The sequence below is a fragment of the Candidatus Leptofilum sp. genome (genome assembly GCF_965223525.1).
GTDB lineage: Bacteria > Chloroflexota > Anaerolineae > Promineifilales > Promineifilaceae > Leptofilum.
Map to the genome: position 1 here is coordinate 92,231 of NZ_CBDCWX010000004.1, position 14,109 is coordinate 106,339.

A 14,109-nucleotide genomic window follows, 5' to 3' on the forward strand; every position below is an offset into this window, starting at 1 on the left:
ACACAGATAAGAGGCCAAAAATCAGTGAAAATCAGTGTTTATCTGTGTCCTATTTCTCTACAAAATGCGTTGACCCAGCAGGGATGCTACCAGCTCGACAGCCAATTCGGCCGTTCGGTTCATGGTATCAAGGATTGGGTTTATTTCCACAATGTCCATAGATTGTACGCGGCCACTGTCGCCCAGAATTTCCATGAGTAGATGTGCTTCCCGATAGCTGAGACCGCCAGGAACGGCCGTTCCCACGCCAGGTGCTTCATCCGGATCAAGACTATCCATATCCAAACTAATGTGAATGCGCGGAAAGTGGCGTAGCCGGTCAATTGCCTGCCGAGCCACGCTGGCCATGCCCATCTCATCCACATGCCGCATGGTAAAGACGCTGATGCCGCTGCGAGCCAGCCGCACGCGCTCCATTTCATCCAGGTCGCGGATGCCAATTTGCACAATCTGGCGCGGCTTCAGCTTGGCGCCAGACTTCCCCACATTCACTAATGGTTCTGGCCCTTCGCCAATTAACGCGGCTACGGGCATCCCGTGAATGTTGCCGGTGGGTGAGCTTTCTGGCGTGTTGAAATCACCGTGAGCATCAATCCAGATGACGCCCAGCGGTTCATCCTGGGATTGGGCCGCAATGGAGCCGATGCTGATGCTGTGGTCGCCACCCAGAAAGATAGCAAATTCATCGGCCAGCACGCATTTTCGGGCAATGTCGTAGATGTTTTGGCAAACGGCCGTTACCGTTTTCAATCGCCGCGCCCCAGATTGCGCCACGTCTTCTTCTGGGTTGGGGACGGGGATATTACCTTCATCGTGAATCGTGTGCCCCAGCCGCGCCAGTCGGGCTTGCAGACCCGCATAACGCGCCGCGCTGGGCCCCATGTCTACGCCGCGCCTGCTCTGGCCTAAATCCATAGGTACGCCAATGATGCGAATATTCTTTTTGTGCAATGTGCGCCTCTCTTTCATGCAAAGTAGTGGTGAGCGTATTGTTACTCATCCAAATGGTTGGGGCAACTTGTCGGTAAACGGTATTCAGTAATCAGTGGCCAGTATTCAGGACGTGACAACGGGTCACCGATTACTGATAACTGCTGCTTACTGATAACTGTTTACGGTATAATCTGGCCATGACAACTTCGCTGTTGCAAAATCATCAGTTACGCTGGCCTGCGAATTGGGCAGAGGTTTTTGGCCGCGAGGCTCCGCTGATTATTGAGATTGGCTTTGGCAGCGGCCATTTTTTGGTGGATTTGGCTCAGAAACGGCCGTCCACCAACGTCATCGGCGTGGAAATTTCGCTGCCCTCTTTGGAAAAGGCGCAGCGCAAGGTGCAAAACCTCGGTTTGCAAAACGTGCGCCTGCTGCAAAGCGATGCCCGCTATCTGTTGCAAGCACTCTGCCAACCAGAATCCATAAGCGAAGTTTATATTAACTTCCCAGACCCGTGGCCGAAGGCAAAACAGCTACACCGGCGGCTGATTAACGTAGACTTTTTGCACCTGCTGGCAACGCGGATGGTGCCGAGTGGCCTGCTGGACGTGGCCACCGATCACGCCGATTATGCGCTGGCCATCACCGATGCGCTGGAAAGTACACCGTACTTTCGGAGCCGCCTGACCACGACTTTTGTGACGGAAGATACCGAGCGGCTGCGTACTAAATATGAGCAAATTGGCCTGGATGAGGGGCGCATTTGCCATTATTATAAATTTGTCCGTTGCGATACGGCCGTTCCCCAAAGCTACCCCATCCCTAAGGAGTTTCCTATGCCCCATGCTGTGCTGCAATCCCCGCTAAGTTTAGATGAGATTGAGGTGAGATACGGCCGTTGGCAACATTCCCACCATGCCTGCCACATCAACTTTATGGAACTGTACCGTGCCCGAGATGAAGATGTGCTTTTTGTGGAAGCGTACATTAAAGAAGCCCCAGTGGCGCAGCGGCTGGGGCTGGTTATTCGGCAGCGGCAGCCGGGGAATTATGTGATTAACCTGCACGAGCTGGGCTTCCCTCGCGCCACGCGGGGTGTGCAGCTAGCCATCGGCCAGTTGGCTACCTGGCTGTTAAGCCTGCACCCGCAAACCGAAATTTTGCACCACAACCTGCTGCCAGAATCATGGACACAAGAGACGGCATGAGCGAAAGTTCAGTACCACAAATGGAAAACGTATTTCGTGTTGCGTATTCCGTTTTTTATGCAATACGCACTATTCCCCCAGGAGTAAATGATGCAGCTTGACCTGGAACTGTACCGTGAAGAAGCCCAAGTTGAGGCCAATGTCCGCATTAGCTACATTCGCATTGCCCCGGAACGGCCGTTGCACACTGTCCTTTTTGTGCATGGCTTCGGTGGCCGGGCGCGGCAGTGGCGGTACCAGATTGAGCAGTTTGCCGTCCATAATGAGGTAATCGCGCTTGATTTGCGAGGACACGGCCGTTCTTCACGGCCAGGGCACGGCTACGATATGGATCGCATTTTGGCCGATATTTTGGCTGTGCTGCGCCATTGCGACGTGAACCGGCCTATTGTCCTGGCAGGGCATTCCTACGGCGTGGCCATCGCCACCGAGTTTGCCTGGCGTTACCCAGAGCGCGTGAGCCATCTTATTCTCATTGCCGGGGCGGGTGAGTACAACATTTTGCCCGCTTACAAAGTAATGTTCCGCTTGCCGGAGGCTTTGCTGCGGCTGTTCCAGCCCATCGCCAACCGCATCATGGACGCCTCGCTGTATGCCTTGCAAGAGATGTACCTGCACAACCTGCGCCAGTGGCGCGGCTGGGACAAATTCCCGGAGCTAAAGCCCAAAACGATGGTGATTTTGGGCAACAAAGATCGGGTGTTGCCCCAATCTGCCTTTGAGCGGGTGGGGGAGCTAGTGCCGGAAGGTTCCGAGGTGATCAACGTAGGCGTGTCGGCGCACATGGTGATGTTGGAGCGGCGGGATGCGGTGAACCGGACGATTGAACGCTTTTTGGAGGGGGAAACGGCCGTACCCACCCACTCCCGCTGGCGCAGCGACGCCGAAACAGCAGGGCGTGGCAGCTTGCTGGCAGAACGTCCCTGGCTGGCAAATTATGAAACGGCCGTGCCGCCTACCATTGACATCCCCCGCTTGCCCTTGACGCGGCTGCTGGACCGCGCCTGGCGGCGGTTCCCAAATCGGCCTGCCGTTCGTTTTATGGGGCGTACCCTCAGCTACCGCTCGCTGAGCGCCCAGGCGGGTCGCTTTGCCAACGGGCTGCTGTCGCTGGGCGTGAAAAAGGGGGCAAGGGTGATGCTGCTGCTGCCCAATCTGCCCCACTTGGTCATTGCTTTTTACGGCATGCTGCGGGTTGGCGGCATTGCCGTCATGTCTAATCCGCTGGATTCACCGGAGGAGCTGGTGCGTCAGGCAAATGCGTCTGGGGCAGAGGTGTTGGTAACGCTGGGGCGATTTAGCAAAACGGCCGTACAAATCAAAGCCCAAAGCAGCGTGCGCCACGTCATTTACGCGCGCGTTACCGATTATTTGCCGCTGACCAAGAAGCTGGCCGCCAGCCTGTTGCCCGCCCAACGCCGCGCTGATGCGCCCAGCCCAGCCGTAGAGTCAGATTTTGCTTGGAGCCGCTGGCTGCGCCGCTTCCGCCCAGAGCCGCCCAAAGTGACGGTGCGGCCAGAGGATACGGCCGTTCTACAGTTCACCAGCGGCACGACGGGCACACCCAAAGGGATCATGCTGACGCATTTCAATTTAGTGGCCAACACCATGCAGGTGCGCCTCTGGCTCACAGACGTGCGGGATGGCCACGAGGTGATGATGTGTGTGGTGCCCTTTAGTCACGTCTACGGCATGACATCCGCTATGAATCTGGCGGTGAGCGTGGGCGCGAGCATGGTGTTGCTGCCTCGCTTCGACACGGAGGAGGTGCTGCACGCTATTCGGCGCACCAAGCCAACGCTTTTCCCCGGCGTGCCTTCGCTGTACGTAGCGCTAAACAACTTTCCCGGCGTGCGTAAATTTGGCATTGATTCGATCCGTGCCTGCATTAGCGGAGCAGCGCCGCTGCCCATTGAGGTAAAAGAGACGTTCGAGAAGCTCACCAAAGGCAAGCTGGTGGAAGGGTACGGCCTGAGCGAAGCCAGCCCAGTCACCCACGCCAATCCCATAAACGGCCGTCACAAAGCGGGCTCGATTGGTCTACCTCTCCCCAGCACAGAAGCGCGAATTGTGGACTTGAAGACGGGACGGCCGTTGGCTGCCGGGCAAATTGGTGAGCTAGTCGTCCGGGGGCCACAGGTGATGCGCGGCTACTGGCAAGACGAAGCCGCCACGCAGGACGTGATTGACAAAGATGGCTGGCTACACACCAACGACGTGGCTCGCATGACGGAAGATGGTTACTTCCAAATCATCAGCCGCCGCCAGGATAGTTGGCAAGGGGAAGATAAATTGCTGGCTTTCCCCCGCGATGTGGAAGAGGTGATTTACGAGCTGCCAGAGGTGCGCGAGGTGGTGGTGGTGGGCATTGCCAACCAGCCAGTGGCCTTTGTGAGCCTAAAAGAGAAGACGCGCATTCCGGCCAAAACAATCATCCAATTTTGCCAGCGGCGTCTGCCACCTAGCCAGGTGCCGAAGCTGGTCATTTTTGTGAAGGATTTCCCGCGTAGTTTTATTGGCAAGGTGCTGCGGCGGGAGCTGGTGTCGCAGTATCAGCAGCAAATTCGAGCCGAGGGGGGCAGTGTGAGTCAGCATTTGGCGGGATTGGATGATACGGTTAAGACATGACAGGTTTGCCAAACCTGTCATGTCTACGCGTCAGGAGAGGTGCTTTTTGGTCACTTGTAGTACGGTTTCCAGGCGGTATGGTTTTTGCAAAAAGCCTGTAGGGCGTGTGCCTGCCATTTTTTCCAATATTTCTGCTTCTGTGTAGCCAGACGAGAGGATGATTTTAGCGTTGGGGTCAATCTGGCGCAGGGCATCGAACGCTTCGATGCCGCTCATGCCAGGCATGGATAAATCCAAAATTACCAAGCCGATTTCGTCTTGGTGGGTAGTGAATTGATCAATCCCCTCTTCGCCACTAGCGGCCGCCAGGGTGGGTATTTTCTCCAGGTCCAAGATGTCGCCAATTGCTTCGCGCACTTGCCGTTCATCATCAATGATGAGGACGGTGTTTTGCTGGGCTAGTGGTGAGGGAACGGCCGTTGTTTCTGCCTCATCTACCATTACATCTTCAGAGGGGAACAGAAATTGGAAGGTGGTGCCTTTGCCAACTTGGCTAGCGGCACGAATGCTGCCCTGATGCCCGCGCACAATGCCCATGACCGCGGCCAATCCCAATCCCCGCCCCGTGCCTTTGGTAGAAAAGAACGGATCAAAAATCCGGTTGAGGGTCGCTTCATCCATGCCCCGACCTGTATCGCTTACTTCCAACATCACATACTCGCCAATAGTAATTGCGTCGTTGTGCTGTTGCCATTGTGAAAGTTGGGAATTGGATAGATAGTAAGGGCTTGTTTTGATGGTGATAGTGCCGAGATTTGTTCCCAACGATTCGGCAGCATTAAGCAGCAGGTTCATAATGATTTGTTGAATTTGTGCGCTGTCTGCCTGAATATGGGGCAAGGGATCGTGCAGCTCGGTGTGAAAGATGATGTTTGCAGGCAACGCATCCTGAAACAGATGCAGATTTTGCTTAATGAGCTGATTGAGATGCACAGGCGTGATTTCAAAATGACCTTGCCCTGTGTAAGCCAGGAGTTGCCGCGTGAGCAGTGCGGCCGTTTCTGTGGCCTGAACTGCTTTGTCTAAGTTGGATTGGCTAGCATGGTCTGGCTCAATTTTGGCTTTGGCAATGGCAATTTGGCTCATCATGGCGACGAGTAAATTGTTGAAGTCGTGTGCCAGCCCACCGGCCATTAGGCTGAGGCTTTCTAGCTTGGTGGCATGTTGTTCTGCTTCTTCAGCTTGCTTGCGGTTAGAAATATCTCGGTAGCCGGTAATTTGGGCGGCTTGTCCCTGATAGATGATGTTGTGAGTAACAATTTCTACAGGGAAGGTGCTACCGTCTTGTCGCACACCGATGTCTTCCATGGTGAGTTGGGAGGTGTGTGCCAATTTTGCCTGTAGCGCTGCGGCATCGTAAGTTAGAAAGTCTGACGATTTTTTGCCGAGAACCTGGGCGACTGTCGTAAACCCAAACATGGTAGCAAAATTAGCATTCGCTTCCTGGATGATTTGATTAACACAGATGATGATGCCATCGAAAGAGGCTTGAACCAGGGCGCGGAAATTTTCTTCTTTTTCCCGGAGAGCTTCTGTTGCCGTCTTTTCCAGCGTGATGTCTGTGGTGATGGCCAGAACGTTGGTGATGCCAGTGGTGGGGTCGAACAACGGCCGTTTTACAACTTGCAACCACCTTTTATGCCCATTTGCATCAACAAAGGGTATTTCTTGCCAAAAGATTTCTTGTTGCGTGGTTAGCACTTGACGATCGCCATCTTCAAATTTGGCAACCATGCTTTCGTGTGGATTCAATTCCGCCAGGGTACGATCTTCGATTTCTGCGGGGGTGGTGTGATAGATGCTGGCAAATGCCTTGTTGACGGTGACGTAACGGCCGTCTTCATTCTTAACCGACACCAGATTGGGAATGGTATCTATAACTTCACGCAAAAACGCACGTTGCTGCTTCAGGCTGGCCTCGGCTTGCTCCCGCTCCTGGACTTCGCGGCGCAGCTGCTTATTGGTGGCGGTTAACGCCTCGGTGCGCTGCCCCAGCGTTTGCCAAATTTGTTGAATCGCCTCTTCATTAAATCGGAGCGTTTCTAGCGTGATCCGGAGGGAAATATATGACGCACCAAGCAAGACAAAGGTTACAAACGCTTGCGGCATTCCCTTCATCAGAATGTTGGCATCTTGAATTGGGAAGTTTGCCAGGGGGATTTGGCCTTGATGGGTGCCCATAATCAATAAAACGGTTGTGATCAGCGAAAGAAGTGAGTAGATAATGGTGGCACGCCCACGCAATAGCAGCAGGGTAATGAGTATGAAAATGCCGTAGGCACCGGGGCTGGGTATCTGGAAGCTGCCATAGATGGTTAACGTGAGGGTGATCGAGAGCCAGAAAACGAATATGAGCCCCTGTGCCAGCCATTTGATTTTGTTTGCATACCATAGCCATCCGCCAACCAGTAGCAAAAAAGTATACAAAATCGTTACGAGCAAATCTGAGCCAACAGAATCACCACGCAGCAAGAAGAGCAGATTAGCCAGTAGCAGGCAAACGGCCGTTGTGACCAACATTTGCCTTAACAGCTTACGCGGCATTTCTGTTGTTGTTAAGCTGCTTAAGGATGTCTTGCCAGCTTCTGGTTGAGAATCTCTCATCTTTTTGCTCGAACCTAATCCGTGCACTCAGAAATTTGACCCAAACTGATTGTATCAAACTCTGGATGCCTTGAATCTAGGACTTTTGTAGAAGAGCGGCCGACAATTTTGTTGGGTAGGGCATCATGCACCCTTTATAGAAACGGCCGTTGCCACTGTTGCTAGATGATTATCTAATAAATTGTTGCTCATTCTCAGTTCAATGTTATAAAATCAAACAGCCAAAGCAGAAAAAGGCTTGGCTACAGAGATGTAAATTCTTACAGACAAGCAAACAAACTCAAGAATAGTTGAGAAATCGCATCTCTCTTCAAGAACCCACACAGTTACCAAAAATTATTGATTGGAGCGTTCAGCATGAGTCAAGTTAAATCAGACCTACCCCACTGGGATTTCAGCACGGTTTTTCCTGGGCTAGAATCATCTGAGTTTGAAGCAGGCTTTCAGGAAGTTATTGAAGCCATTGCCAGCATGGTGCAGCTTTTTGACGACAATGGGATCAATCGGCTGGAAACGGCCGTTCCTGTTGACGATCAACTGGTATCCCTGTTCGATACCATCATCAATCGTTTTAATGCCATTGATGAACAAATTCATATTTTACAGGTTTATCTGTATGGTTATCTGACCACCGATTCACGCAACACCGAGGCGCAGGCACGCCACAGCCAATTGCTGCCTCATCTTTCCCGCCTCTCGCTGCTGGGTACGCGGCTTACCGCCTGGATTGGTTCGCTGGATGTGGAGGAGTTGCTCGATCAATCGGCCGTTGCCCGCGAACATGAGTACATGCTGCAAAGAGCGCGCCAGCAGGCGCAGCACCTCATGTCGCCAGAGCAAGAAGATTTGGCGGCCGAGCTAGCCTTAACCGGTACGAGCAGTTGGAATCGGTTGTTTAATAATTACACTTCGCAGATTACGGTAAGCATCGAGCGAGATGGCCAAACAGAAACAATGCCTCTAACGGCCGCCCAAAATTTGGCGTTTGATCCAGACAGAGACGTGCGGGCGCAGGCGCACCAGGCGGTGTTGGATGCGTTGGCAGAAGCGGCCGTTCCCATTGCCGCTTGCCTCAACAGCCTGAAAGGTGAAACATTGGCGCTGACGCGACGGCGCGGCTGGGATGACCCACTAGACATGGTTCTCTTCCAAAACGCCATTGATCGGCCCACGCTGGACGCCATGATGACCGCCACGCGCAACGCTTTCCCTGATTTCCAACGGTACTTGAAAGCGCGTGCTAAAGCGTTGGGGTTGCCAAAAATGGCCTGGTACGATCGCCTGGTGCCGCTGGGACAAGGGGAACAAAGCTGGGCGTATCAGGATGCGACCAACTTTGTGATGACGCAATTTGGCACCTATTCAGATAAGATGCGTCGTTTGGCAGAACGAGCCTTTAGCGAAAATTGGATTGATGCGGAGCCGCGTGACGGCAAGCGGGGTGGCGCGTTTTGTATGGGGCTACGCGACGACGAGAGCCGCATCCTGACGAACTTTGAGCCCGGCTTCTCTGGCGTAAGCACGTTGGCGCATGAACTAGGCCACGCTTACCATAATTTGTGCCTGGCTGAGCGCACCCCGCTTCTGCGTGACACCCCAATGACGCTAGCAGAGACAGCCAGCACGTTTTGCCAAAAAATTGTGGAGAATGCGGCTTTGCAAACGGCCGTTCCCCAAGATCAACTCATCATTTTAGATGGCCTGCTGGAATACGCTGCCCGCGTGGTTTTGGGTGCCAGCAGCAACTTCTTGTTTGAGGAGAAGCTGTTCGAAAAGCGCAAAGAGCGGGAGCTATCGGTTGAAGAACTGTGCGCCCTCGATGAAGAAACCCAGAAAGCCTCATTAGGAGACGCTCTGGAAGAAGGCTCACTGCATCCCTACCGCTGGGCATACGTGCCGCATTACTATGGCTCTACCTATTACAACTTTCCCTACACCTTTGGCTTGCTGTTTGGCCTGGGGCTATACGCCCAATACCAAACAGAGCCAGAACCGTTTAAGGCAGGCTACGATGAGCTGCTTTCCATGACCGGCATGGGCAACGCGGCTGATTTGGCTGCCCGCTTTGGCATTGACATCCGCAGCGCAGATTTTTGGGAAGCCAGCCTGGATGTGCTGCGGGCGGACATTGAGAAGTTTGCGGCATTGGTAGATGCGACTGAATAATTGCACGATTTTGATCGAAGATTATGCAGATTAAAAGGATTCAAAAATCTGGTTAATCTGCGTAATCTTTGCTTTCCTCCTACTTCCTTCCTCTAAAAAAATATCCCCCCAAAAAAGACAATTTAGATGAATTTGAGCCGGTTTGTAATAAATTGGATGGTTTTGGCTACTATTTATATTGAATCGGTTCAAAAACAAACTGAATGGAATCTTGAGCAAATAATGCAAGAGCGTGAGCAAAAGCAAATTTTTGATACGTGGCTGGATGAGCACAAAGGACTGTTCTTCAAGATCGTGCGTGCCTACGCCTTCACGCCGCAGGATCAAGAAGATTTGTTCCAGGAGATTGCCATTCAGGTGTGGGATTCAGTCCCTGGCTTTCGTGGTGAATCTAGCGTGGCCACCTGGATTTACCGGGTCGCTCTATACACGGCGATGTCGTGGACACGGCAGGAAAAAAAGCATGAGGATGGGAAACGGCCGTTAACCACCATAGATCACACCCTCATTGCCACTCCAGCCCAGCAGGATGAGCGCTTGATCTGGCTGTACGATCAAATTGCCCAACTCAACGAAATCGATCGGTCGTTGACGCTGCTGCTGTTAGATGGGTACAGCTACAAAGAGATGGCGTCCATTTTGGGGATTTCTGTGAGCAATGTGGGTGTCAAAATTAACCGTATCAAGAAACACCTGACCAGAAAATCACAGGAGGGTGTAAAAAATGGAGTTTGAAGAAATGAAACTAATTTGGGATAGTCAAAATAATGAACCTTTGTTTGCCATTGACCAGGAAGCCCTGCACAATCGCATTCAGGATAAAGGAAAGGCCGTAGCTAGTTCATTGAACAAATTTGAGCTGTTTATGATCGGCATGAATCTGGTGGTTGGCATTGTGTTAATGGCGGATGTTTTTGCAGATGATGGGGCAGCGTTTGAATATGTCTTGCCGACAATATATCTTCTCTTTTTTGCCTACAGCATCTATCGGCGGTACGCTCACAAGCAAGAGGTACGCCAATTTGCCCCTACCATTTTGGGTGATTTAGATAAAGCGCTTTGGCAGGTCAATTATTTAATCAAGCAAAATCGGGAAATGATGATTTGGTACCTGTTGCCAATATTGATGGTGGTGTTTGTGACCGTATTGTTAAATGCGGGGTTTGTGTGGAGCTTGGGGTTGATTTTGCTGGCTGCGCCAGTCGCTTATTTTGGAGGACGCTGGGAGGTTAATAATTGGTACCTGCCTAAAAAGCGGGAGCTTGAATCTTTGCGCCAGCTTTTGGTGAAGGCAGATGAAATGCCGGGGGCTTAATTGCCATTTTGAATAAGCAGGAACGAAGATTGAAAAGGGACAAAGAAAATAAGTTCTTTGTCCTTTTTTGTTTGATTCATCTGAGCAATCTGCTACATTATCCCAGATGGATTCTTTGACCCAACTTCACCATGAAATGCGTGCTTGCCGCCTGTGCTTGGCAGCGGGGCATGAAATTGTGCCGGGAGCCGTGTTTCGGGGCAGTGTAGGGGCGGAGGTATTGCTGATTGGACAAGCCCCTGGGGTGACGGAGGTGGAGGCGAAACGGCCGTTCAATGCCACCTCAGGTACGCGCTTGTTTCAATGGTTGGGGGAGGCTGGCTGGGATGAGACTCAATTCAGGGCGCGGCATTACATGACGGCCGTTACCAAATGCTATCCCGGCAAAGGCAAAAATGGCAAGGGAGACCGCGTGCCAAGCAAGGCAGAGCAGGCCCTCTGCCGCCCCTTTTTGGAGCGTGAAATTGCCCTGGTGCGCCCCAAGCTAATGATTCTGGTTGGCGGTTTGGCGATTAAGCTCCTGTACCCGGCTAAGATGAAGCTGAATGAGGTGGTGGGAACGGCCGTTTACTTCCCACTCGAAACGCTTACCGACCCAGTGAACTTCAATTTTGATGATCCGCTGCCTGTGGTTGTGAACGGTAATCGGTTATCCGTAATCGGTTTACCGAAAACCAATGACCTTGTACCGATTACTGAAAACGGATTACCGACCAGAGGTCGCCTCGTCGTTCCCCTGCCGCACCCCTCCGGAGCCAGCCTGTGGCCCAACAAGCCCGCCAACAAAGTCCTTATTGCCAAAGCAATCCAAATTTTGCATACTGTTCGCAGCGCGTGGAATCTGTAGTTTGCAAATGTAATCAGAACTGGCAGTCCTCACACAAAGTTGACCCACAAACGCAATTAAGGACTGCCACTCCTCGTAAAAGGTGGACAAATCTCAAATGACAAACCCAAACCCCTTGTCACCTAAAGAACTATCCAAAGATGAACTAATTCAGTTACTCAAAATTGAACGAGCCAAATCAAGATTCCTACATGATTTGTTTGTGACAATCTCATTTGAATTTAGAACGCCTGCAACAGTCATACAGGCTTATGCTAATCTCATCTTACAAGAAGAGAGTGGATTTTTCCCCAAGTTAACAGAGAAGCAGTCAAAAAGCATCGAGTCCATGAAATCTGCTGGAGATCGTATTCATGAGATGGTTCGTTTGATGAGCAGCAAAGTTCGGGCATACCAATATGTTCAGTCGCCACCGTCCAAAACTAAAGTAGTTCTTGCAGAGCTTAAAGGCTTGGAAGTTTGGACTGATTTTGGCCTCTCAAATTTAGCCAGGATATCTCCTGTTTTTGCAGATGAAGGGGTCATCACAGCGTTGTTTGATCTACTTGGTTTTGAGTTGAACATTCATTATCAGGAAGAACTGAAAATCTCAATTTATGACGAAGGAGATTGGATTAGGTTCAACTTTATAAACATTAGGCATCGCCCTATTTGGCTGGATGATTATTTGGGCGACGAAACAAACCGTATATCCTGCAATGAAGCCTTTCAGTGGTCACAACCTTTCTGCCTTGTAATTGATTTAGTAGAGAAATATGGTGGGGCAGTTTATGCTGAGTTAGGCAGCAATTCAACCTACAGCCTCTCGATTACCCTACCTGTTTACCAGGAAGGATCGTAGGGGGTGGACGCTCTGCCAAATTGCGTCGTCATAATCTCTCCACCTGCCTTGCCAAAATGCTGCAACGACCTGATGGTTTGCCATGTAAAAGGGCGAGGCGGTTGGAGAGCATGGTTTGCCGGTTTGCATTTAATCGAGGCCAACCGCCTCGCCCCTACCCAAATTATCGTTGGCTAAACGTTGATTAAGCGTGTTTGGTTGCTCTCTCTGATTGCGCTACAATGCTCAATTGATTATTTGATTGTGGAGGAGTGCCTGGCACGGGTCAGGAAGGTGCCAATGGCTAAGATTGGGTGGCCTGTGCCAGGCACTTGTGAGATACGTAACGTTTTATGGGTTTAGAGCCAGTTATCAGTTTCCAAAATGTAGACAAGCGGTTTGCCTTTACCAAAGAAAAACCACAGTCGGTGATGGAAACATTCATAAACTTCTTCTCGCGGCGCAAGCCGCCCAAGCCGCCTGCCGAATCGCTTTGGGCAGTACGCGGCGTGAGCTTCGACGTGCTGCCGGGGCAATGTTTTGGCATTGTGGGGCGCAATGGTAGCGGCAAAAGCACCATCCTGAAGCTGATTGCCCGGATTTTGCGCCCGAACAACGGCCGTATCCTCATAAACGGCCGTGTCAGTGCCTTGTTGGAGCTGGGAGCCGGCTTCCACCCAGACCTCACCGGGCGAGAGAACATTTTCCTCAACGCCGCGCTGCTTGGCTTCGAGGAGGCTAGCACCCACGCCTACTACGACCGCATCGTCGAATTTTCCGAGCTGGAAGAGTTCATTGATATGCCCGTAAAACATTACTCCTCTGGCATGTACATGCGCCTCGGCTTTAGCGTCGCTATCCACATGCAGCCAGACATTCTCATCGTGGATGAGATATTGGCCGTTGGCGATCAGGCGTTCCAATCCAAATGTATTGATGCCATCATGCAGATGAAAGAGCGTGGCGTGACCATCATTATCGTCAGCCACAACATCAACCTGGTACGTACGCTCTGCACCCACATTTTGTGGATAGACAAAGGCATCCCCCAAGCATATGGCCCAGTAGATGAAATCGCCGCCGAATATGTGGCTCATGCGTATCAAAAACCAGGTGAGTTGGCTGCGACCGATTTTGCCCGCACGGGTTCTGGCGAAATCGAGATAATCAGCACCAACTTTTTAGATTTACATAATGAGCCGCGAGAGATTTATGCCACCGGGGAGCCAATGACCATTGAAATTCGCTATCTGGCGCACAAACCAATTGACAATCCCGAATTTGGGCTGGCCATTTTTCGGCAAGATGGTGTGCAGCTTAATGGCCCGAACAGTACGCTGGCCGGTGTAGACCTCGGTACGCTGATTGGCGAAGGGGTAGTGCGGTACGAGATTGAGCAGTTGCCCTTGTTGCCTGCCACCTATTTGGTAACAACGGCCGTTCACGACAGCCGCACACACCAATGTTATGATTACCATAAAAAAGCGTACAGCTTTCGCGTAGAAGCTGGCACGGCAGATGAGCTGGATGGCCTTCTTCAGCTACCTGCGCGTTGGCAGCAAAGAACTTTCCAGCCAGAATCATAAAA

10 protein-coding genes are annotated in these 14,109 nt (G+C 51.7%); 8 read left to right on the top strand and 2 right to left on the bottom strand.

Translation table 11 applies throughout. The annotated features are described in order from the left end of the window. Nucleotides 1-57 precede the first annotated feature (57 nt). Nucleotides 58-951, bottom strand: a complete 894-nt coding sequence (gene rocF / locus ACOQPM_RS00610; RefSeq protein ID WP_420627282.1) for an arginase — start codon at nucleotides 949-951, stop codon at nucleotides 58-60. 179 nt (nucleotides 952-1,130) lie between these two features. Here rocF and trmB point away from each other — a divergent pair, with 179 nt between their 5' ends. Continuing rightward, on the top strand, nucleotides 1,131-2,141 hold the full coding sequence (gene trmB, locus ACOQPM_RS00615) for a tRNA (guanosine(46)-N7)-methyltransferase TrmB (protein WP_420627283.1): 1,011 nt from the start codon (nucleotides 1,131-1,133) through the stop codon (nucleotides 2,139-2,141). 87 nt (nucleotides 2,142-2,228) lie between these two features. Continuing rightward, the gene (locus ACOQPM_RS00620) at nucleotides 2,229-4,769 is read left to right on the top strand and encodes an alpha/beta fold hydrolase (RefSeq protein ID WP_420627284.1); all 2,541 of its coding nucleotides are present in this window, start codon (nucleotides 2,229-2,231) and stop codon (nucleotides 4,767-4,769) included. Between the two features lie 30 nt (nucleotides 4,770-4,799). Here ACOQPM_RS00620 and ACOQPM_RS00625 read toward each other — a convergent pair whose 3' ends face one another. Next, the gene (locus ACOQPM_RS00625) at nucleotides 4,800-7,373 is read right to left on the bottom strand and encodes a PAS domain-containing hybrid sensor histidine kinase/response regulator (RefSeq protein WP_420627285.1); all 2,574 of its coding nucleotides are present in this window, start codon (nucleotides 7,371-7,373) and stop codon (nucleotides 4,800-4,802) included. 357 nt (nucleotides 7,374-7,730) lie between these two features. Here ACOQPM_RS00625 and ACOQPM_RS00630 point away from each other — a divergent pair, with 357 nt between their 5' ends. From ACOQPM_RS00630 to ACOQPM_RS00655, 6 genes are all read left to right on the top strand, one after another. After that, a complete protein-coding gene (locus ACOQPM_RS00630; protein ID WP_420627286.1) occupies nucleotides 7,731-9,539 on the top strand; it encodes a M3 family oligoendopeptidase in 1,809 nt (602 codons plus the stop codon). A gap of 222 nt (nucleotides 9,540-9,761) precedes the next feature. Further along, the gene (locus ACOQPM_RS00635) at nucleotides 9,762-10,274 is read left to right on the top strand and encodes an RNA polymerase sigma factor (protein ID WP_420627287.1); all 513 of its coding nucleotides are present in this window, start codon (nucleotides 9,762-9,764) and stop codon (nucleotides 10,272-10,274) included. A gap of 4 nt (nucleotides 10,275-10,278) precedes the next feature. Continuing rightward, complete coding sequence (locus ACOQPM_RS00640; RefSeq protein WP_420627288.1) at nucleotides 10,279-10,854, top strand: hypothetical protein; 576 nt, start codon at nucleotides 10,279-10,281, stop codon at nucleotides 10,852-10,854. 115 nt (nucleotides 10,855-10,969) lie between these two features. Continuing rightward, the gene (locus ACOQPM_RS00645; RefSeq protein ID WP_420627289.1) at nucleotides 10,970-11,701 is read left to right on the top strand and encodes a uracil-DNA glycosylase family protein; all 732 of its coding nucleotides are present in this window, start codon (nucleotides 10,970-10,972) and stop codon (nucleotides 11,699-11,701) included. Between the two features lie 97 nt (nucleotides 11,702-11,798). Then, nucleotides 11,799-12,542 (top strand): sensor histidine kinase, encoded by a 744-nt coding sequence (locus ACOQPM_RS00650; RefSeq protein WP_420627290.1) that lies wholly within the window; start codon nucleotides 11,799-11,801, stop codon nucleotides 12,540-12,542. A 332-nt stretch (nucleotides 12,543-12,874) separates the two neighbouring features. After that, entirely contained in the window at nucleotides 12,875-14,107 is a 1,233-nt protein-coding gene (locus ACOQPM_RS00655) for an ABC transporter ATP-binding protein (protein ID WP_420627291.1), read from the top strand. Nucleotides 14,108-14,109 lie beyond the last annotated feature (2 nt).